This is a genomic window from Psychrobacillus sp. FSL W7-1493 (assembly GCF_038004905.1).
Taxonomy (GTDB): Bacteria; Bacillota; Bacilli; order Bacillales_A; family Planococcaceae; genus Psychrobacillus.
The window spans coordinates 1,241,392-1,260,559 of the sequence record NZ_JBBOSB010000001.1 but is presented as its reverse complement, the minus strand read 5'-3'; the positions used below and the strand labels follow the sequence as shown (position 1 = coordinate 1,260,559).

The window sequence follows — 19,168 nt, the reverse complement described above, 5'->3', positions numbered from 1 at the left end:
TAGCAACGAGAATGATTTTTCGAATAGTGAGAATATGTTATACTAAAAGTAACAAAGTTTTACAAGGAAGGCGGTGTCTGCTGTGGCAATTCTCCAAAATACTCCACTATTAGCTGCTCTTTTCTCCATCTTCTTTGCCCAGTTCGTGAAAATACCAATACATTTTCTGGTCACTAAAAAGATAGATTGGAAATTATTCACTTCTACAGGTGGAATGCCAAGCTCTCACTCGGCTGCTGTAACGTCATTGTGTACAGCTATTGCTTTTGAAACGGGATTAGACTCTACCCTTTTCGCAGTTGCTACAGTGTTCGCAGTAATAGTGATGTTTGATGCAACAGGTGTTAGATTTCAAGCCGGTCAGCAAGCCATCATTATCAATCAGATGCGTGTAGATTTTCAAACTTTTGTTAATCAGACAAAGGATTGGGGACACAAGAAGAGCGAGGAAAAGCTAGAAGAACTAAAAACTTTACTTGGACATAAGCCTATTGAAGTTTTTATGGGGGCATTAACCGGTATTTTAATATCCATAGTTATTTATACGGTTATTTTATAAGGCTATAAAGCTAAAAGTTGAATAAATAAAAATGAGCTGGGATATTTTCTCCAGCTCATTTTTATTTGGTCTTCTTTTTTACTAAAATACCTCTTAGTGTTTTAATTACTTATTAGGGGTAAGTATAGGTGTATTTTTCTCCCAGTCTCCGCCGCCAATTTGTTCCCAGTAATCGCCCGTTTGTTTATCAAAAATCCTAAAATAGTCAGAGACTATCACTATATGCTCATAACGATTTTCGTTTTGTACCTTCTCATTTTCACTTTTAAAAACTTCACTATTATTAGTCCTTAAACCCTCTGAAATGAACCAAGCACTAATAACCATACACACGCCTAAAAAGATTATCGAAAATGGCTGTAAATACTTATTCATTCAAATTTCCCCCTTTGTTTTAACCCTATATATTACCATACATCAACATAGTTACTTACTATCAAAGTTATCCCATTTATCATTTAACTGAACTCATTTTTTTACTTATGAACCAAAATAATATAGTAAGAACAAGTAGGATGACAGGAGTTAAACCAACATATTTCCAAGCATTATTTGCCCCTAAAAAGTAATATGCTATCGGTATGAATGTAAACGTACTAATTAATAAGAATACCCAAGACTTTTTAACAAAACCAACCAATAAGGTTAAAATTGAAACAAACAATGAAAGTTGCCATAATAATAACATTTTCCCACTCCCATTTAACTTATTTGTTCTTCAGCAATATAATATTCATAAGAGGAAACACACAATTGATAAGAGAATAATGATCTTTGTAGCTTTCCATAGGAATAATAGAGTGGATATCGCTTAAGCTGAAACCTCTGCATACAACTAGAAAACTGTTTGTGTATATTTATAAAAATCTTTTTTAAGCAGAGTTAGGTAGAGTGGCTCTATAACAAAAAAAGACAGCCTTGATAGGCCATCTTTCTAAAACATCTGATATCCACTTTTACGTAGCATTTTAATTACAATTCCTGCTAGAATTGCACCGACAAAACCACTTGATAAAATAACGATATCTGCCATATGTAGTGACATTAGTTTTTCTCCTAGAGCAGAGAAGGAAGAACCCGGTTTTGTAAAGTAATCAAAAATCCCGACCTCATCAATAATAAATATCACTATAAGTGGATAAAGAATAGCTACAAACCAAGACATTCTAAGCAACATATTTAATAGGAAGGCGATTCCAAAAAACATTACTAGAAATATTAGAACTGAAAGAATCATCTGTGTAATTGTAAAATTCATAGTCATTAACCTCCGTTACATCTTTAAATAGTTTACCTTAACGGAGGCAGGTATTCAATCCAGTTATCTCTTTTCACATTTTTGTCAAAAAGCCTTATTATTATTTCTTGCCAGTGCCCTGACAACAGCCACATGTTTCGGATCCTCCAAGCCTTAATTGAAAGTACCCTTCCCCTTTACAATACGGACATGATTTTGAAGTTACTTCTTGTAATTTAGTCATTCTTAGCGCCTCCTCATTCATTTATTTATAATATTCAGATAATATATCATGTATTAATATATTTGTAAATGAACATCCTCTACTTTTTTATATAAATGTGTCTAAATAATGAAATTATTCTAATTATTTAATTTATTAGTAATTAAAACGTTTACCTTTTTGTTTGAAAAAAAACCGAACAATTGAAAATGAATATTAGGGTTTATATGCTTTTATTAATACAGTAAATTATTTTTGGCTTATTTAGCGGATGCTTTTTATGGAGGTGAGCGTTAATACGTAAACTATTATATATGAAATTAACACATAATATTAATACGGCATAAAAAGCTATGCTAGCCCCTTATGCCGTATTAGTTTCAGCTTTTATTTTATGAATAATTTATAACTCGTATAACCAAATATATCCCCTGGATCTACACCATCTATAGTTGGAAAACCAACCTCTAAGGAAGCTGCTGCTAGCTCATGTAACATAACGGATGCGGTCTCATCGACCAATAAGTCTGTAGGATGAATCCATTTCGCCTCGTAAAGCTCTGACAGCTGGACCTGGACAATTGGCTCATCTGTTGTTGGTTCGAGAAGAAAAATAGCCATATTATCACTTATTTTCCCTTGCAATACACCACTTCTAAACCCAATCATATTGATGACCCTACAAATTACCGCTGTCTCCTCTAATACCTCTCTGAGCACAGCCTCGTCAACTGTTTCATTGCCATTTACAAAGCCAGCGGGAAGCGACCATTTACCTTCCAACCCACCGTATCGCTTGTTAACAACCAACCATTCACCTTTACTATTTAAAACTAACCCCGCTACTCCTAGCCATACGCTACCTCTTTTATCTCTAGACATTAAACCAACTCCCTTAAGATAAGTGTAAGCGCCAATTTCCTTCAAGACAAGAAAATGGGGAGAATTAAAGGGAAAGTTCTTGTTACGGTTATTTTTTAATGGGTCTCAATTATCTTGTTTTTTACTTGTTCTATTAAAACTAAAAACCGCAGAAGAAAAAACAAATATAGCTGTGCATAACCACATAGTAATTCCATTCCACTGCCCCTCAAAAAGAACGATATTAGTTAAAATTATTAATTGCATCAAGCAAATTGAAATATATAAAACTAGTTTAGTTTGCATTGACTTCTCTCCCTTTACCTTTTTACAGTGCATTAAAAGTTAAGTTTAAACTTAGCATACCTTTTATTATCCACCAATATAATTATAATTGGATATGATTAAGCTGAAAGAGCTTCTCTAAGTTTTTTTGTATTTTCCTCCACAAAAAAATCTCCTACTGAATATTTCAGTAGGAGGTTTGGTTATATTAATATTATAGTTTGAATTTACCTTTTTTGATCATTAATGGAACTCCACCGATCATGTAAAGAGCACGGTTATCAATAACCTTTTTCATAATAGAAGCTTTTGTACCAGTTAGCTTTCTACCCATTACGTCACCAATTGCATCATGCTCACCTAGAGAACATACAGTTCCTTTAAGCTCAGGAACGAATTCAGAAGTATTTTCACCCTTCATAAGAGCTACAATATTTTTAGCCACTGTTACAGCTTGTTGCATAGCAATTTGAGCTGTTGGTGGGTATGGACGATTAACGGCTTCATTAATCATTAACGCACAGTCCCCAACTATGAATACATCTGGGAAACCAGGAGCACGCATATCTTTTTCTACTTTAACGCGAGCACGCATATTTTCGATACCAGAAGTTTCGATTAAACGGTTTCCACGTACACCTGCTGCCCAAACAACTGTTCCAGCTTTGATGAATTCAAATTCCTCTTCACCTTTTTTAATCTTAACGCCTTCAGGAGTTGCTTCTACTACTGGTGTTCCTATAGAGAATTCAATTCCTTTTGCTTCTAGTTGGCGAACAGCATATTCAACTAGCTCAGGATCGAATCCTGGTAAAACCATAGGTGCTGCTTCAACACAAACAACGCGTACTTTTTCTTTTGGCACATCGTATTCTTCACAAAGCTCAGGAATACGATTCCCTAACTCTCCTAAGAATTCGATACCAGAGAATCCAGCCCCACCTACAACGATTGTTAAACGAGCATCATCTCTTGTTTCTTCTGTAGACCATGTAGCAAATTGGTACTCGATATGGTCACGGATTTGACGAGCTGCATTTACGTTTGCGATAGATAAAGCATATTTATCTAATCCAGTAATTCCAAATGTTTCGCCTTCAAAGCCTAATCCAATTACAAGGTAATCATATGTGTATTCCCCAGCACTTGTTGCTACTTTTTTAGAGTTTACATCAATACCTTCAACTGTAGCTTTTACGAATTGAACTTTTCCTTTATTGATAACGTCTTTAATATCGTAACGTACTTGATCTGGACTTAACGTACCAGCCGAAGCCTCATGTAACCAAGTTGATTCGTAATGATAATCGTTTTTATTTATTAAAATTATATCTGCTTCATCTGTACCTACTAATTTTTGAAGGTTTACTACAGTAGATAATCCACCGTAACCTGCTCCTAATACTAGAACTGTTGGTCTTTTCACGAAGATCGCAACCACCTTTTTTTATTTTTTATAACAACCGAATGATTCATAATTCTCGTTCATTCGTTTTTAGCTTGTCATTTTTCCGACAAATTTCACACTATACCTATTTTAGACCTTTTAGAATAGGATTTCAACACTATTTAACAACATTCTAAAGGTAGGAATAAACAGATAATTGCTAGTATTTATTAAAAAGTTCAAATGCAAGTTTAACTAGCATGAAAACAAGGAAACTATTCAGTCCTTTTAGCTTTCTCCTTTTAAGAGCGTATATGCTTTTTTATTTATAAAAAAGAACATTTTCTAATGCAAGAAAATGTTCTTTCATTTATTTAACAGCTTTCAGGTGTGCCTTCTTTTTTAGCAGTTCTAAACGATGAACCACAGCCACAGGAAGCAATTGCATTCGGGTTATCGATCGTAAAGCCTCCACCCATCAACGATTCTTTATAATCGATGACCGTTCCAGTAAGTATAGATGCGTCTTCCTTGGAAACAATGATGTCTAGTCCATGCTGATGCAAAACTAAATCATCTTGGTTTTTCTCTTTTTCAAATCCCATACCATAGGAAAGTCCGCTACATCCACCACCGTTAACGGAAACACGTAGAAGTGAACCTTCCTCCTCATTGTGGACCATCATCTCTTTAACGCGGTAAGCTGCCGCTTCAGACAAATTAACTACTTCTGTCATCTAGATCACATTCCTTCCTTATGTATATATAATATCAATGTTTTCACTATCTATACAAGGAAAACTACTCGAAACTGACATCGCTTTCTACATATTTTTACAGTATAATAAAAGAAATAATAGGCTTCAAAGGGGAAAAAGTAATGGAAATACTTCCGTATTATCAAAAAGAGGTAGTATGCTTACATTGTAAGAATAAATTTAAGTCAACTAAGATTCGTTCGAAATTTATAAAGCTAGAAACCCATGATACAGACTTTCAACCAATCTACCAGAATAAAGAAATCAATCCATTACTTTATAATGTATTTGTATGTGAGCACTGTGGCTTTTCGTTTACAGATGATTTCACAAAATATTTTGCTCCAAGTGTAAAAGACGCGATCAAGGAGAACATAACTAAACAATGGACATCACGTTCGTACGGTGGTGAAAGAACGATTCAAGAAGGGATCACTGCTTATAAGTTAGGAATATTATGTGCATCTTTAAAGAAAGAAAAATTTGTATCCATAGCCGGCTTAGCATTGCGAGTAGCTTGGCTCTACCGTATATTAGGACAACAAGATGAGGAAAAAAGATTTCTAGAAATAGCGAGAGATCGCTATATCGATTCATATTCTAGGGAGGATTATAGCGGAACCCAAATGTCTGAGATACGAGTTCTCTACATGATTGCAGAGCTGTCTAGACGAGTTGGAGCAAGAGATTTAGCCACACGTTATTTTTCGATGATCCTAGAAAAACAAAGCTCATCTGTTGAACCTTCACTTATTGAGATGGCCAAAGAACGCTGGCAGGAAATGCGTACATAAAGAAAAAGAAGCCAGTTAGGCTTCTTTTTTCATATTTATTTGGATTAAAATACTTGTTCTACTTCTACGATACCAGGTACTTCCTCTAGTAAAGCGCGTTCTATACCAGCTTTTAAAGTGATCGTAGAACTTGGGCAGCTTCCGCATGCTCCTAAAAGTCGTAGTTTTACAATGCCGTCTTCAACGTCAACAAGCTCGCAGTCCCCACCATCTCGTAGTAAGAATGGGCGCAATTTATCTAAAACTTCTTGAACTTGTTCATTAATTGTATCAGTCATATAGATCGACTCCTTTCACTACAATCATTATAGAATAATTGCTGATTAAATGGAAGTGTTTACTTCCCGTAAAACATCTACGGTAAATAGTCTCCCCTAAGATTCATGAAATATTAGATTTCCTGTTTTGTTAGCTAAATTTCTGAATTTTTTTACACATATTTTTTCTTTGTGTTAATTGAGACTGTTGCATAATTACTACTGTTTTAAACCGTGACATTTATTTACTTTCTAAAAAAGGGCTTTGTTAAAGACAAGGGTGTAAACCATTAGTTGCCCCTTAGAAAATACGTTTATTTTGTTTATAATCACTTAAATATTTATTGAGCACAACACGAAGATAGGCATTTTTAGAATTAAAAGGCTGTCCCTAAAATGACTGAGCACTCTAATTGTTTTCGTACCACGCACTAATATTATTGCCTTTTACGGTAGCATTTCTTCTTGGGGAACGCCATTTGAAATAAAGTTTTGTTCGTTACTATTGATTCTTGGAATAATCTCGAACTTGCGTATGAAGTAGTGTAGTGCTTAAAACTAAAATCTTATAATTGAATACAGAGAAATGTCCCTGCTTTTAAAATAAAAGTAGGGATTTTTGGCGTTTTAATAGAATTGGGAATGAAAACCAGGCACTTATTGAGGTAAAGAACCTATTAGTTTAATATGAAAATAAGTCATTTAATAAGAATTTCCCTAATCAATCATATGGGATGCTCAACCTGTTATTACTTAGCTACTTTGTCTTTTTTAGAAGTGTGTATTTTTATGTAAGGGCAAGGAAAACAGAAAGAGAAGAGATATAATCACACAAAATTATCAACCAAGAATAAAGGAAATTGATTTTCGCCACCTTTTGACAGCTTTTCAGTAACCCCTTTATAATGTAATGTGTAGGGGATAAGGATTAAACAGATAAAGGGGACAAGTAATTTATGGCACAAGAAAAGCTCACTGTAGAAGTTTACGGTGCTGATATAGTATGCGCAAGCTGTGTGAATGCACCTTCTTCAAAGGACACGTACGAATGGTTAGAAGCCGCTATCAGCAGAAAATTTCCAGAACATCAAATAACATTTTCATATATTGATATAGAGCAGCCTCTAGAAGACGAAAAACAACAATCGATTGCCAATCAAATTGCCAATGATGAGTTTTTCTATCCACTAATAATGATTAACGAGGAAGTAATAGGTGAAGGTTATATTCAATTAAAGCCAGTATTCTCGGCTCTTGAAAAGTACGGATATATAGCAAACTAAATAATCGCAAAAAGCTTAGAAACATATTCTTTTACGTTCCTAAGCTTTTTATTTTAACCATTATGTCGTTTATACATCCATAGTAAGCCAGACTTCATTAATCTCGCAATGCGACCAGTAACTGAGATATCTGCCAAATAGGCAAATCCTTGTTTTTTCCCTAATGATCCCATGAAGCCTTTTAGTTTAATCTCTGGCATTTTCTCTGGAAGCGGTTGACCCTTCCAGCGTGCTTGTAGAACCTTAACTATTTGTTCTGCCTGTTCTTCTGCAAGCTGAGCACTTGGCGCAAAAGGTAAAGAAGCGCAATCTCCCACTACAAATACATTCTCATAGCTTGGCAAATCATGGTATTGAGTCAGAATAATGCGTCCTGTCTTATCCTTTTCACCTGGTAAAGCTCGTACTGGTGCTGCAGGCTGAATACCAGCAGTCCACACTACTACATCCACAGGGATTATTTCATCATGATTGTATAGTTTATTTGGCTCGACCTTCGTTATATTCGAGTTGCTAATAACGTCAACATCATTTGTATCAAACCATTTTTGTACAAAATTACTTAAGCGCTCTGGAAAGTCTCTTAACACACGAGGACTACGATCAAATAATTTAATCTTAAGGTCCGGTCTACTTTCGCGAAGTTCACTTGCAAGCTCGATCCCACTTAAGCCTGCTCCAACAATACCTACTATGGATCCAGCTGGAAGTCCACCGATCTTATTATAAGTGTCTCTTGAACGTCCTATTGTTTGAATACTATAAGTGTATTCCTCTGCACCCGGAACGTTATGATATTTATCCTCACAGCCTAACCCGATGACTAAATCATTGTAGGGAACAGTTTGTTCGCCTTGTAGAATCACTTGCTTGTTTTCTACATCGATTTTCTCAACTTCCCCATAAACAATATTTAGTTTGTTACTGTCTGGAAAAGCAACTCTTATATTTTGATCAGATGAAGTTCCTGCAGCTAAAGCATAGAATTCTGTTTTTAAGCTATGAAATGGCGTACGATCTATTAATGTTATTTCTACATCATCCGGTAAATTATTTGGCAATAGGCGTAATAATACGCGCATATTACCGTATCCACCACCTAATAAGACTAATTTTCGCATAAATATTCTCCCTTTTCTTTCAATGTCTCCTCAAATTATAAATGATTGTGACAGTTTTCACAATACAACTTCTCAATTGACCTTTTAAAAAAAATAGAGTAGCATGACGATGTAGTGAGGTGACAGCTATGAATCCAATGGTTGAATTTTGTATAAGCAACCTTGCAAATGGTTCACAAGAGGCTTTTGATATATTAGAACAAGATCCAGATTTAGACGTACTAGAATATGGCTGCCTCAGCTATTGTTCTCTATGCTCTGAAACGCTATTCGCCATCGTAAATGGGGATGTAGTAGAAGGTAATTCCTCTGAAGATTTAGTGTCTAATATATACAAATATATTGAAGAAAATCCTTTGTTTTAAGAGCAACCGCAAGAAAATCTGATTTTAAAATAATCTTTTAAACTAATAGAAAAAAAGGCACTCTTCTGTTCAAACGAACAGGAAGTGCCTTTTTTTCATTTTTTAATGCTATTTATTTTATCCAATCATGTAAGGTTTCTAAGAAATGAGTCGGTTTTTTCAGTAACATCTGTAGCTCTTCAGTACGATTGACTCCTGTATTGACGTGAGCTGTATCAATTCCCATATGGATCCCCGTAAGGATATCTGTTTGATAGTTGTCTCCGATCATAACCATCTCTGCTTTTTTAAAACCATATTTTTTTTGAATAAACTCCAGCATAAACGGCTGTGGCTTTCCAGTAAAAATTGGCTCAACACCAGTAGAATGTTCTACTAATTTTGTGAATGCACCATTGCCAGGAAGATACCCTCTCTCGCTTGGAAACGCATGGTCACTATTTGTAGAGATAAATGCCGCTCCTGCTCGCACTGATAAACAAGCCTGCGCAAGCTTCTCATAATTCACTTGATGGTCTATTCCCATTACGACAACTTCCGCTAGCTCATCAGTCGTCTCAATCCCAACAGAGGCAAGAGCATCGCTGAGTCCCTCTTCCCCGATCATGAAAACACTTTTTGCAGGATAATGCTCTACAATATAGTTAGCTGCAGCAATACTAGAAGAAATGATTTGCTCCTCAGATGTTTGAATTTCCATCTTTGCGAGCTTCTGCTGTAATTGCTTTTGAGTCATCGATGAATTATTTGTCACAAAGAAAGGCTCGATTCCTTTATTTTGCAAGTAATGAACAAAATCGACAGCTTCACGAATTGGTGTTTGTCCCTTATAAACAGTTCCATCTAAATCTAAAAAGTACCCTTTATAGGCGGACATCGGAGTCCTCCGGTAAAAATGCCGAAACTGGTCCAAGTTCGTTAATTAAATAATTTTCTACTCTTTCAGGGAACTGTTTTAAATAAGGAAGGTTTTCCACCAATACACTTTCTAATTGCTTATGGTCAACGGAAAAGAAATGTCTTACAAGCTCTTTTCTCATTTCAATCACAGCTTTTAAAGGGGCATCCATTTCAGGTGTAATAACTTTTTCATCGGTTAAAATATCAATTATATCGTCATAGCCACCTGGATCTCTCATGATGAAGCCATCAATCATAGAATTACCTACATCTATAACAGACTCAATCATATTTTGTCCAACTCGCTCCAGGGCTAACTTGGTAATTTCATTTTCATTCCAGTCTTTATTGCCATCAATTAACACTAACAATTCTCTCATATGCTTTAGTGTCATTGCGATACTTTTACGGTCCACAAAATACATGGTACAGCCTCCTAATTTCTTGTTTTCGTTGATATCTACTTCTATTCTATAGTACCATAATTGTTAGGTAAGGAAGGAGTGTCAAGGGTGGAGCGATTCTTTTTATATGACGATGTCGAAGATACAAAAACAAGGTTTGTTGGATTTACAGGCGAGTCTCAGCGTTACGACTTAGCGATCGTACAGAGCTCTCGATTTTTTGGAAAAGTTCTTGTAATGGATATACAATACAATCGGTCAGCCATCATAGGTTCAGATGACGTAGAAGAACCGGGCTACCTAGAGCATATTTTTAATAGATCCGAAGAGGAAGCATTAGAGCTTAGAGAATATTTAAGAGAATTACTGAGTTAATGATGTTTCTGACATGATCAGAAAAGTTCTCTGTACACGCTTGGGAGAAAGCATTTCTTAAATGGTTAAGTTATAATGCACATTTTCAAAAGTTTTACCTATAAACTTGAAACAGCCTTATTGAATTAATAAGGCTGTTTCTGTTTTTCTTCTAAATTACCGTTTTTAAAACAAGGATGCAAACACTTAAAAACTAAACTTTAACTGCAAAAAATGAAGCCAATAAGTTCCAAATGCTATGTGCTATGATTGGTATCCAAATATTATTGAAACGGATTCCTAATATCCCTAATCCTAATGAAAGCCATATAATTTTATAAGGGTCATCATGAATTAAAGCAAAAATGACAGAAGACACGATTAGCATTAAATATTTTATTTTATTATATGGTATTAATAAAAGTAATCCTCGGTATACAAATTCCTCTTCAATGGGAACTATAATTACAACACGAATTAAAAGTAAAATAAAATAGGGCAATTCTAGCGGGGATGAATAAAATGTTAAACCAGAAACATTTGTAAATAAGACCATCATTATATAAATTAATAGTATAGTTCCGAAAACCCAAATATAGGTTATACCTTTTTTTAGTGGTTCAAATTTAAATAAATAAGTATATTTCTTTCCAATTGTTAATAATAATATTGATAAAAAAAGTATCGTTAATAAGCTGTTTTCAATGTTTAAAACAACGAATTCAGGATAAATTCCTTTGAAAAAAGGAAGTTGAGGTATTTCTACATTGGATATATAAAAAGTTAATAAAAACACAAAGAAAAATAAGAATGTTTTCCTAGTAATACCTCTTTTATTCGGACTATTATTTTGTTTACTTACTAGAAGTTCTCTATTCATTTCATTTCTCTCCCAAAAGAAATTCTGATTTTCATACCATTTCAATTATATGTATGTTATTTCCCCTTCATTTTACTTATTTACTACATCTCGTACCGTTTATTCAAGTCCCCTGTATTCTGTTCTGTAATTAAATTTATCCTTATCAACCTGTAAATATTTTTCTTCAATCTTTAAAGTGTCATCCCCTACCCACATAATGTCTAATGATTTATCTACATAGTTATAATAAATCATTTCTTTCTTTTTCGTTTCATTGTTAATTATGTCTACTCTCACATTTTTATAATCTATAAATCCAGACATATGATATACCTGCGCTTTAAAATCGCCATTTGGAGAGTGTACGGTTTGACCAGGATGTCCTTGAGGTAAGAAATTAGGATTAACCATCCAACTACTCCAAAAAACAGCCGATATTATGCCTAAAAAATACTCATAGAAACAAATACTTTTTGAGGAAAGCCTTTTGATTTCTTGCGAATGTATTTAATTGAAATGAGTGCGATTAAAAGCACAATAGTAAAAAGGGTTGTACCCAGTCCTATAAAAACGAATAGGTTAAAAAGCGTATTGTTCAATATTGAGCACCAACCTCATTAATAATGAGTCGTATATTTCCACCTAAGCACGGTTACATATAGTTAATTCTAATCTTCTTTTGACTCAAAAGTATTTTAATAGCCATTACTATCTCTCTAATAACATTTTAACACACTAAATATTTCCAAACATAGACGTTTTAAAGGTTAATTGGCGGCACAACATATTGTGTTGGATCGTTAGCATTCTCATAAGAGCGGAAATCATTTTTTTCATTCAATTAGGTTATTGAAAGAGGTATAACCAAGAGAATAGAGAATTAATATTTATTACTGCTATATAGGGGGAAATAATTAAATGAGAGGGCTTTTGCTAGTAATCGCTTGCTTTATAGGTATACTTGTCGGTTGTACTGACCAGTCAGACTCAGATCAGACTCAAGAGATTAATGAGCTAAAAAAACAACTGGAACAACTTTCAATAGAAAAGGACAATCTAGAGGAGGAAAAAAATGCACTGGAGTTAGCGATGAATGAGGAAATGAATAGAGATCATGCAACGATTCTTACAAAAGACATTGATAAGTATCCATATGCGCTTTATAAAACGGCTACAATCGACATCGATGAAGATGGAGAAGATGAAATAATCGAATTGCATGTGGATGCAGGAAAAATGGAAAATGGAGATTATGCATGGGACGATGGGCAGAGGTGGTTATTAGTAGTAAAAGATGGTGAGAAAACCTATCCTCTTTTTGATGAATATGTTCAATTGGGCTATATAGATTTTAGTACAATAATTTTTGAAAAAAAACCATTAATCGTCATGATTAAAGCGCAGCACTCGGATAGAACAGTACAGCGTTTTATATTTGATAAAGACGAACAATTATATTTTAAAGAAACCTTTTATAAGAAAGAAAATAGTAATAATCATTATAATCAGACGGCATCCTATGCTTTTTTTCAGGAAGCATTTCAATTGATAGACATGGCTTTTACTACTAAATCAGCCTTTATTCAAGAAGAAAACGAGAATAATCTTCTAGATGATGAAAAAAGACGGCTGGCCATTGGTCCGATGCTAGCCGATATTAGTAATGCTCAGAGATTATTGGAGATGACCACTAATCTGAATCCAGAGCTAAGTGTCTCTTTAGCAGACATAATCGACTTACTTTACCAAATTAACAACGATCCACCAACAGCTGATCAGATGAATCTATTAAAATCAATACAAGTTATATTCAAGGAAATAGATACCACTAATGTAATCTTAAAAGAAGAGAATCAAATACATCCAGACATTGTAGAAAAAGTTGACAAAGTTGATCTTATTCTTAAAGATAGCGTTGAAACTGAGTCTTGATGGCTTACTCTATTACTGTCTCTAGTAGCTTGTCAGCAGAAAGTCAGAACACTTCTTTCTTGTAATTTGATGTTTATTAGAAAAAAACCTTGAGCTAGATCATAACTGATCCTGCTCAAGGTTTTCTTTTTTATCTTTTACAAGCTCTAGAGTAACTGGTTTTGGAGCTACACCTGTTTTTTTAACGAGGAAATAAGCACAGCCAAAATTGCAATACTCGTACAAATAATCCTTCATCGTACTAATTTTCGTATCGAATGTTGCCTTTTGGTTACGATCCTCGAAAAATCCTTTTAGGCGAAGCTGACCATATCCCCAGTCTCCCATAATATAATCGTACTTTGTTAAAATCTCACTGTAACGCTCCAAAAAAGCTTCCTCTTTAAACGCATCTCGGTAATCTTCTATTACTTCATAAGTGAAGCCTTCTGCTATTATCATACATTCACCATCCATTAGCTATTACTCTTGAACAGCTAGTAATTCCTCACCTTGTTGCTGTCTTTGCTTCGCAGCAGCATTTACTTGCTCATCTGCATGATAGCTACTTCTAACAAGTGGGCCTGCCTCACAATGTGAAAAGCCCTTACTCATTGCTATCTTACGCAATTCTCCAAACTCAGCTGGAGAATAATATTTTTGTACCTTTAAATGTTTTTTCGTAGGCTGCAAATATTGACCAATTGTCATAATATCAACGTTGTTTGCACGTAAATCATCCATAACCTCAATGATTTCTTCAAATGTTTCCCCTAAACCTAGCATTAACGATGACTTCGTAGGAATGCTTGGCTGCATTTCCTTCGCACGCTTTAATAATTCTAAAGAACGGTCATATTGTGCACGTGCTCTAACTCTTGGAGTTAATCGGCGTACCGTTTCAATATTATGGTTTAAGATATCTGGCTTCGCATCCATAATGTTACGGATGTTTTGCTCAATCCCCCCCATATCCGATGGAAGAACTTCAATTGTAGTAAAAGGATTTTTTCTTCGAATTGCACGGATTGTTTCTGCAAAAACCTCTGAGCCGCCATCTTTTAAGTCATCCCTTGCTACAGCCGTTACTACAGCATGCTTAAGATTCATAATAACAACTGAATCTGCCACACGTTCTGGCTCCGCTAAATCTAGTTCATTTGGAAGGCCAGTTTTTACTGCACAGAAACGACATGCTCTTGTACAAACTGCCCCTAAAATCATAAATGTTGCAGTTCGACGAGATCCCCAGCACTCATGAATATTAGGACATTTTGCCTCTTCACACACAGTATTTAAATTATTTTCGCGCATTAGTTTTTTTAAGCCTTTATAATCATCATTCGTATTTAGCTTTATTTTGAGCCATTCAGGCTTACGCTCATGTTGTTCTTTTGGTGGCTTACATGATGTCACGATTCCATCCCCCATTTCAAATAATCTGACTTCACTGTTGTCAATGTACCATATTATTTGAATTCAAACAACCTTCTAAAAAAGCTAAATAGAATGCTTGTTCCCGCTTTTATTACTAAGGGTCCAAAACCCAAATAGTAGAATGAGGATTCCTACTACTGTTATTAATCCTATCATGACAGAGCCTGTCAATCCTAATACTAAGTATCCGATTGCAGCTATTATTGCACTAATAATTGCGTAAGGCAGCTGTGTCATTACATGATCAATAACATTAACTCCAGCTCCTGTAGCTGACATAATAGTAGTGTCCGAAATTGGAGAACAGTGGTCTCCAAATACTGCACCTGCTAATACAGCAGCTAATACTGGTAACAGTAACTGCGGATCAATCGCCATGATAATACTTGCACCAATAGGAAGCAAGATACCAAACGATCCCCATGAAGAACCTGTAGCGAAAGCCATGAAGGCAGTCAGCACAAACAGTAGTACTGGTATGATTCCAACGGGAACATTGTTTTCTGTAACAATCGTTGCAAGAAATGCACCTGTTTCTAAAGCTGTAATGAGGTAAGACAATGCCCAAGCGAATACAAGAATCATAATGGCAGGGAGCATAGATTGAACACCTGTACGTAACGCCTTCCACACGTAGCGCATATTAGCATCTGGGTTCACCTTGAATTGGCGCGCGTACAACAGGAAGGATAAAATACTTGCTACCAATCCACCTATAAATAAGGATAAAGGAACATCTGTGTTTTCAAAGATTACAAAAATATCTAAAATTCCTCCAGACAACTGATAACCTGTCCAGAACATCAATCCCAACGTTACCACTACTAAAGAGATTATTGGAAGCAATAAATCGAAAACTTTTCCATACTGATTGTCTGGAAAATCTCCTTCCATATCTCCCGGGTTTGTTTTATTTGGATCAAATAATACTCCTGTTTCCTTCGCACGTTTTTCATGCTTTTTCATTTCAAACAGATCAAAATCTGTCCATGCGGCAAAGAACACCATCGCTATAGTAGCTATAACATAGAAATTCATTGGTGCCATTGTAATAAAAGCTTCTAACGGAGTATATTCTGTCACAGCATGTGTTGTAAAGATAACACCTAGCTGGCTAATTAAGAATGCTCCCCAGCTAGAAACTGGTGAGATCACACATATAGGTGCCGATGTAGAATCTATGAAATAAGCTAGCTTTGCACGAGAAACCTTATGCGAGTCCGTAATTGGCCTTGCGATTTGCCCTACTGCTAATGCATTGAAATAATCATCCACAAAAATAATAATTCCTAAAAAGGCTGTTAATAGTCTAGATCCTCTTTTCGTTTTAATCCGCTTAATCGCCCAATTAGCGAAAGCCGTGCTTCCTCCCGACAGGCTGACAAAAGCTGTTACTACACCTAACAAGAGAATGAACAATAAAATATAAATATTATATACATTTAATCCCCCGTCCCAGAAGGAGCTTTTAAAGGAATTCCATAACATTAACAAAGATCCAACAGGGCTAAATCCCTCTACTAGTAAGGCTGCAGAGAGAATACCTGCTCCTAAGGATAACAAAACCCTTTTAGTCACTAAAACCATGATGATTGCCAATAACGGTGGCACTAACGAAAAAATTGTATTCTCCAAAACTGTTCCTCCTTAAAAATAGAAAAGCCAACCTATAGTATTTTATAGGTTGGCTTATACATGAAATTTTAGTTATAACACTTTGTTTCACTTTTGTAGCTCCCCATCTATATGTCCCCATATAAATGACAGTGTTATTCTTGTTCAAAATAACCCCAACTAAGCAGCCATTGACTAGACATACTTAGTTTCGGCACAACTTCCTTTCTATTACGATCGTTGGAGTCACCCTTCCGTAACATACTATTAAGTAATGCGGCCTCTACCTATTTATTATTCATTTTTATCTATTCTAACAGTAATTTAAGAAAAATGAAGTTTTTTTAATCTTCCGGTAACGGTATAGGTACCTCCACCGATGGAGCAGCCGACCCATCCCCACCTGTATAAATGTGTGGAACCTGCCCTTGTACTAGACCCATGGCTACCGGTATATTCTGTTCCACTACACTCATTTTACTAGCAAGCGGGACGATGATTTGTACATTCACCTTAATATGGATACTAATTTCAACATACGCATTATTAATACCGAACTCGGTAATAGTGGGCACCACATTTGACTGAACGTTTCCGATCACATGGAATCGAATAGGTATTTTCGGACCAAGGTTTCCTATTAAAGGAATATTCGTAGCCTGCCCCATCGGAACAAAGAATACAACCCCGCCTTGATCCTCCATTGTTTGCTTATCATACTCAATATCATCCAAGTATGGAAGACTAGAAAGATTCCCCTGCTCCGCTTGCTCTAGATGAGATTGAACCAAACTATTTGTATCAGATAGCACTCGGTTAATAATTTCTGTATTGAATTTGGTTGTGACCATATTTTTGCTATCTGAAGGAACCTCTTCAATAATATCGTTTACATCTAGAACATTTGCCGTACGCGAGTTAATCGCCTTACTTATTACCATAGAGGCAATCTTGTTAGTTTGCACCTCAGCATATTGTAAATAAGTGGGAGTAAGTTGCGCATTTATATAATAAAATACCCAAGCCACTGACAATAAAAAGCATGTTAAAAAGATGGCTAATTTGCGTTGAGTGCTAAAAAATATGAAACGCTTCTTCTTTTTGCGATAAAACAACGAAAAAACCTCCTCATTACTTTTATGTAACGAGGAGGTCTATTATGCCCTACACTTATCTTGTTGTTCCTTTATTCCATACCATTTTACAACATCTCGTATAGTTTCCGGCATAATATATTGTTTCTTCGCGGTCTTAAAAGAAGGAAAGAAAAATCCAAATGTAAACATGTCTAGCGTCGCCAGCCGGTACGTTTCGTTTAACATTAACGGCTCCCCTTTAATGAGTGGTTTTCCATCTACATCTTCTTCAATCCGTTCATACAAAATGGCGCCCAAATATTTTCCTCGGAAACCGAGACCCTTTACTTCTAAATTTGGCCATTTGTCATTTTTGGCAAGCTCAATTACCTCAAGTAGCTCTGCCCCACTTAGTGTTACAATACATGGATTGATGGGATGTGGCAGACATTGATGTAAATTCCAAGCAGTTACTGGCCCTTTAGGCAAATCCGTCAGGAAAATCCCTGCTGGGAACATGGCACAATCCGCATTTGTATAGGAAAGCAATGCCTTGCCAAAGAAATTCGCTAAACCCGAATGGTTGAACCATTCTTTCTCTAAGATTGAATTACTCGTAAAAACAGCATAAGATAGCTGTTCTTTTCCAATTTTCTCCCACTCTTTCCTTGTGTGCCCTGCATTTTTAGGGGCAGGCAGCTCAGATGTAGGAAATACAACTGCTTTTTTAGAAACAACACGTTTCAAGGAATGATCGTACTCTAGATTCACATATCCCACATACATCCCAAATTTCCCTGTAGCGGCCTGCAATGTATTCCCAAACATTTTCCCGTCCTCGAACAAATGATGCGTGTGAGCGCCTAAAATTAGGTCCAGAGAGGGTATCAGCTCACATAGCTCTTCATCCTTAGACTTTCCTAAATGAGACATACAAATAAGGACATCGACATGAGGTGAAATCTGATCTGCAACGGCCTGCAGTCTAGGAAGAGGATCCTGCAATCTCCACCCCAGCTTTTCATAATAAACACTATAATCCGCAGTAGCAGCTATAATCCCAATTCGAATTCCAGAGGCCGTCTGATGAATTTTATAAGGCTTCACCCACCTAGGGATATTCCCTTCCAAATCCGTAAAATTGGAAACTATGACCTCGAACTTGGCCTGTTCATATAACGAATCCAATTCTTCGTGACTCAATGTGATTCCTTCATTGTTTCCAATCGTGGCATAATCATATTGGGCATCATTTAAGAGCTTCACGTTTCCCTTCCCAAGCGTTCCCTCCGTGTATATATTCGAACGATCCACGTGATCGCCGATATCTAAAGTAAGAGAGGCATCGCTTGCGTGCTCTTTACGTCTTTCAGAGAGAAAGTGATGAATAGACGGCCAATTTTCTAAATGACTATGCAAATCATTTGTATGATAAATATGAATAGTCTCTCTCAGCTTTCTCACCTCTTTTTTATTCGGG

At 35.7% G+C, this 19,168-nt stretch carries 24 protein-coding genes and 1 riboswitch; of the genes, 6 read left to right on the top strand and 18 right to left on the bottom strand.

The genetic code is table 11. From position 1 onward, the window contains the following. Window positions 1–82: 82 nt before the first annotated feature. Complete coding sequence (locus MKX96_RS06350; protein ID WP_169359658.1) at window positions 83–559, top strand: divergent PAP2 family protein; 477 nt, start codon at window positions 83–85, stop codon at window positions 557–559. Window positions 560–664: 105 nt separating this feature from the next. Here MKX96_RS06350 and MKX96_RS06345 read toward each other — a convergent pair whose 3' ends face one another. The 7 genes from MKX96_RS06345 to MKX96_RS06315 all read right to left on the bottom strand — a co-directional run bounded on the left by MKX96_RS06345 (window position 665) and on the right by MKX96_RS06315 (window position 5,289). Further along, window positions 665–934 carry a hypothetical protein gene (locus MKX96_RS06345; protein ID WP_340882860.1) on the bottom strand — a complete coding sequence of 90 codons (270 nt, stop codon included), beginning with the start codon at window positions 932–934 and terminating at the stop codon, window positions 665–667. A 559-nt stretch (window positions 935–1,493) separates the two neighbouring features. After that, complete coding sequence (locus tag MKX96_RS06340) at window positions 1,494–1,823, bottom strand: YuiB family protein (RefSeq protein WP_340882859.1); 330 nt, start codon at window positions 1,821–1,823, stop codon at window positions 1,494–1,496. Window positions 1,824–1,917: 94 nt separating this feature from the next. After that, window positions 1,918–2,040: a YuiA family protein gene (locus MKX96_RS06335; RefSeq protein ID WP_169359656.1), complete on the bottom strand. Its 123-nt coding sequence runs from the start codon at window positions 2,038–2,040 to the stop codon at window positions 1,918–1,920. A 366-nt stretch (window positions 2,041–2,406) separates the two neighbouring features. Continuing rightward, window positions 2,407–2,901: an NUDIX domain-containing protein gene (locus MKX96_RS06330; RefSeq protein ID WP_340882858.1), complete on the bottom strand. Its 495-nt coding sequence runs from the start codon at window positions 2,899–2,901 to the stop codon at window positions 2,407–2,409. Window positions 2,902–3,006: 105 nt separating this feature from the next. Then, complete coding sequence (locus tag MKX96_RS06325) at window positions 3,007–3,186, bottom strand: hypothetical protein (protein WP_340882857.1); 180 nt, start codon at window positions 3,184–3,186, stop codon at window positions 3,007–3,009. A gap of 193 nt (window positions 3,187–3,379) precedes the next feature. Then, window positions 3,380–4,591: an NAD(P)/FAD-dependent oxidoreductase gene (locus MKX96_RS06320; protein WP_340882856.1), complete on the bottom strand. Its 1,212-nt coding sequence runs from the start codon at window positions 4,589–4,591 to the stop codon at window positions 3,380–3,382. A gap of 335 nt (window positions 4,592–4,926) precedes the next feature. After that, window positions 4,927–5,289, bottom strand: a complete 363-nt coding sequence (locus MKX96_RS06315) for a HesB/IscA family protein (protein ID WP_169359652.1) — start codon at window positions 5,287–5,289, stop codon at window positions 4,927–4,929. A 143-nt stretch (window positions 5,290–5,432) separates the two neighbouring features. On the opposite strand from MKX96_RS06315, the gene MKX96_RS06310 reads away from it, so the two are divergent. After that, window positions 5,433–6,104 carry a DUF2225 domain-containing protein gene (locus tag MKX96_RS06310; RefSeq protein ID WP_340882854.1) on the top strand — a complete coding sequence of 224 codons (672 nt, stop codon included), beginning with the start codon at window positions 5,433–5,435 and terminating at the stop codon, window positions 6,102–6,104. Window positions 6,105–6,148: 44 nt separating this feature from the next. Here MKX96_RS06310 and MKX96_RS06305 read toward each other — a convergent pair whose 3' ends face one another. After that, window positions 6,149–6,382, bottom strand: a complete 234-nt coding sequence (locus tag MKX96_RS06305) for a NifU family protein (protein WP_144538629.1) — start codon at window positions 6,380–6,382, stop codon at window positions 6,149–6,151. Window positions 6,383–7,317: 935 nt separating this feature from the next. On the opposite strand from MKX96_RS06305, the gene MKX96_RS06300 reads away from it, so the two are divergent. Continuing rightward, window positions 7,318–7,644 carry a YuzD family protein gene (locus tag MKX96_RS06300; protein WP_169359649.1) on the top strand — a complete coding sequence of 109 codons (327 nt, stop codon included), beginning with the start codon at window positions 7,318–7,320 and terminating at the stop codon, window positions 7,642–7,644. A gap of 53 nt (window positions 7,645–7,697) precedes the next feature. Here MKX96_RS06300 and MKX96_RS06295 read toward each other — a convergent pair whose 3' ends face one another. Then, window positions 7,698–8,765 (bottom strand): NAD(P)/FAD-dependent oxidoreductase, encoded by a 1,068-nt coding sequence (locus tag MKX96_RS06295; RefSeq protein WP_298468796.1) that lies wholly within the window; start codon window positions 8,763–8,765, stop codon window positions 7,698–7,700. 128 nt (window positions 8,766–8,893) lie between these two features. Between MKX96_RS06295 and MKX96_RS06290 the strand changes: the two genes are divergently transcribed. Beyond that, window positions 8,894–9,130, top strand: coding sequence for a YuzB family protein (locus MKX96_RS06290; RefSeq protein WP_169359647.1), 237 nt, complete (start codon window positions 8,894–8,896; stop codon window positions 9,128–9,130). A gap of 112 nt (window positions 9,131–9,242) precedes the next feature. On the opposite strand, the gene MKX96_RS06285 is transcribed toward MKX96_RS06290, so the two are convergent. Together MKX96_RS06285 and MKX96_RS06280 are read right to left on the bottom strand one after the other, a co-directional pair. Beyond that, window positions 9,243–10,007 (bottom strand): TIGR01457 family HAD-type hydrolase, encoded by a 765-nt coding sequence (locus MKX96_RS06285; protein ID WP_340882853.1) that lies wholly within the window; start codon window positions 10,005–10,007, stop codon window positions 9,243–9,245. After that, complete coding sequence (locus MKX96_RS06280) at window positions 9,994–10,455, bottom strand: DUF86 domain-containing protein (RefSeq protein WP_251556621.1); 462 nt, start codon at window positions 10,453–10,455, stop codon at window positions 9,994–9,996. The genes MKX96_RS06285 and MKX96_RS06280 overlap by 14 nt, the downstream gene beginning before the upstream one ends. A gap of 87 nt (window positions 10,456–10,542) precedes the next feature. Here MKX96_RS06280 and MKX96_RS06275 point away from each other — a divergent pair, with 87 nt between their 5' ends. After that, complete coding sequence (locus tag MKX96_RS06275) at window positions 10,543–10,809, top strand: DUF3055 domain-containing protein (RefSeq protein WP_169359644.1); 267 nt, start codon at window positions 10,543–10,545, stop codon at window positions 10,807–10,809. 193 nt (window positions 10,810–11,002) lie between these two features. On the opposite strand, the gene MKX96_RS06270 is transcribed toward MKX96_RS06275, so the two are convergent. Both MKX96_RS06270 and MKX96_RS06265 read right to left on the bottom strand, forming a co-directional pair. Next, window positions 11,003–11,668, bottom strand: a complete 666-nt coding sequence (locus MKX96_RS06270; RefSeq protein ID WP_340882850.1) for a CPBP family intramembrane glutamic endopeptidase — start codon at window positions 11,666–11,668, stop codon at window positions 11,003–11,005. Between the two features lie 99 nt (window positions 11,669–11,767). Then, window positions 11,768–12,091, bottom strand: coding sequence for a DUF5412 family protein (locus MKX96_RS06265; protein ID WP_340885894.1), 324 nt, complete (start codon window positions 12,089–12,091; stop codon window positions 11,768–11,770). A 477-nt stretch (window positions 12,092–12,568) separates the two neighbouring features. Between MKX96_RS06265 and MKX96_RS06260 the strand changes: the two genes are divergently transcribed. Continuing rightward, window positions 12,569–13,582 carry a hypothetical protein gene (locus tag MKX96_RS06260; protein WP_340882847.1) on the top strand — a complete coding sequence of 338 codons (1,014 nt, stop codon included), beginning with the start codon at window positions 12,569–12,571 and terminating at the stop codon, window positions 13,580–13,582. A 99-nt stretch (window positions 13,583–13,681) separates the two neighbouring features. Here MKX96_RS06260 and MKX96_RS06255 read toward each other — a convergent pair whose 3' ends face one another. The 5 genes from MKX96_RS06255 to MKX96_RS06235 all read right to left on the bottom strand — a co-directional run bounded on the left by MKX96_RS06255 (window position 13,682) and on the right by MKX96_RS06235 (window position 19,152). Beyond that, the gene (locus tag MKX96_RS06255; RefSeq protein WP_340885892.1) at window positions 13,682–14,023 is read right to left on the bottom strand and encodes a YutD family protein; all 342 of its coding nucleotides are present in this window, start codon (window positions 14,021–14,023) and stop codon (window positions 13,682–13,684) included. 21 nt (window positions 14,024–14,044) lie between these two features. Further along, window positions 14,045–14,992 (bottom strand): lipoyl synthase, encoded by a 948-nt coding sequence (lipA, locus tag MKX96_RS06250; protein WP_340882846.1) that lies wholly within the window; start codon window positions 14,990–14,992, stop codon window positions 14,045–14,047. A gap of 69 nt (window positions 14,993–15,061) precedes the next feature. Further along, window positions 15,062–16,633 (bottom strand): Na+/H+ antiporter NhaC family protein, encoded by a 1,572-nt coding sequence (locus MKX96_RS06245; protein WP_340882844.1) that lies wholly within the window; start codon window positions 16,631–16,633, stop codon window positions 15,062–15,064. 88 nt (window positions 16,634–16,721) lie between these two features. Beyond that, window positions 16,722–16,906, bottom strand: a riboswitch (Lysine riboswitch). A 50-nt stretch (window positions 16,907–16,956) separates the two neighbouring features. Continuing rightward, the gene (yunB, locus tag MKX96_RS06240) at window positions 16,957–17,727 is read right to left on the bottom strand and encodes a sporulation protein YunB (protein WP_285841733.1); all 771 of its coding nucleotides are present in this window, start codon (window positions 17,725–17,727) and stop codon (window positions 16,957–16,959) included. Window positions 17,728–17,769: 42 nt separating this feature from the next. Further along, entirely contained in the window at window positions 17,770–19,152 is a 1,383-nt protein-coding gene (locus tag MKX96_RS06235) for a bifunctional metallophosphatase/5'-nucleotidase (RefSeq protein ID WP_340882840.1), read from the bottom strand. Window positions 19,153–19,168: the final 16 nt, after the last annotated feature.

What these genes read in the sequence shown, in the direction of transcription:
- MKX96_RS06345 (WP_340882860.1), bottom strand. Translation starts at nt 934, where the DNA reads ATGAATAAGTATTTACAGCCATTTTCGATAATCTTTTTAGGCGTGTGT.
- MKX96_RS06295 (WP_298468796.1), bottom strand. Translation starts at nt 8,765, where the DNA reads ATGCGAAAATTAGTCTTATTAGGTGGTGGATACGGTAATATGCGCGTA.
- MKX96_RS06330 (WP_340882858.1), bottom strand. Translation starts at nt 2,901, where the DNA reads ATGTCTAGAGATAAAAGAGGTAGCGTATGGCTAGGAGTAGCGGGGTTA.
- MKX96_RS06300 (WP_169359649.1), top strand. Translation starts at nt 7,318, where the DNA reads ATGGCACAAGAAAAGCTCACTGTAGAAGTTTACGGTGCTGATATAGTA.
- lipA (WP_340882846.1), bottom strand. Translation starts at nt 14,992, where the DNA reads ATGGGGGATGGAATCGTGACATCATGTAAGCCACCAAAAGAACAACAT.
- MKX96_RS06335 (WP_169359656.1), bottom strand. Translation starts at nt 2,040, where the DNA reads ATGACTAAATTACAAGAAGTAACTTCAAAATCATGTCCGTATTGTAAA.
- MKX96_RS06315 (WP_169359652.1), bottom strand. Translation starts at nt 5,289, where the DNA reads ATGACAGAAGTAGTTAATTTGTCTGAAGCGGCAGCTTACCGCGTTAAA.
- MKX96_RS06260 (WP_340882847.1), top strand. Translation starts at nt 12,569, where the DNA reads ATGAGAGGGCTTTTGCTAGTAATCGCTTGCTTTATAGGTATACTTGTC.
- MKX96_RS06285 (WP_340882853.1), bottom strand. Translation starts at nt 10,007, where the DNA reads ATGTCCGCCTATAAAGGGTACTTTTTAGATTTAGATGGAACTGTTTAT.
- MKX96_RS06290 (WP_169359647.1), top strand. Translation starts at nt 8,894, where the DNA reads ATGAATCCAATGGTTGAATTTTGTATAAGCAACCTTGCAAATGGTTCA.
- MKX96_RS06270 (WP_340882850.1), bottom strand. Translation starts at nt 11,668, where the DNA reads ATGAATAGAGAACTTCTAGTAAGTAAACAAAATAATAGTCCGAATAAA.
- MKX96_RS06305 (WP_144538629.1), bottom strand. Translation starts at nt 6,382, where the DNA reads ATGACTGATACAATTAATGAACAAGTTCAAGAAGTTTTAGATAAATTG.
- MKX96_RS06340 (WP_340882859.1), bottom strand. Translation starts at nt 1,823, where the DNA reads ATGACTATGAATTTTACAATTACACAGATGATTCTTTCAGTTCTAATA.
- MKX96_RS06325 (WP_340882857.1), bottom strand. Translation starts at nt 3,186, where the DNA reads ATGCAAACTAAACTAGTTTTATATATTTCAATTTGCTTGATGCAATTA.
- MKX96_RS06255 (WP_340885892.1), bottom strand. Translation starts at nt 14,023, where the DNA reads ATGATAATAGCAGAAGGCTTCACTTATGAAGTAATAGAAGATTACCGA.
- MKX96_RS06280 (WP_251556621.1), bottom strand. Translation starts at nt 10,455, where the DNA reads ATGTATTTTGTGGACCGTAAAAGTATCGCAATGACACTAAAGCATATG.
- MKX96_RS06310 (WP_340882854.1), top strand. Translation starts at nt 5,433, where the DNA reads ATGGAAATACTTCCGTATTATCAAAAAGAGGTAGTATGCTTACATTGT.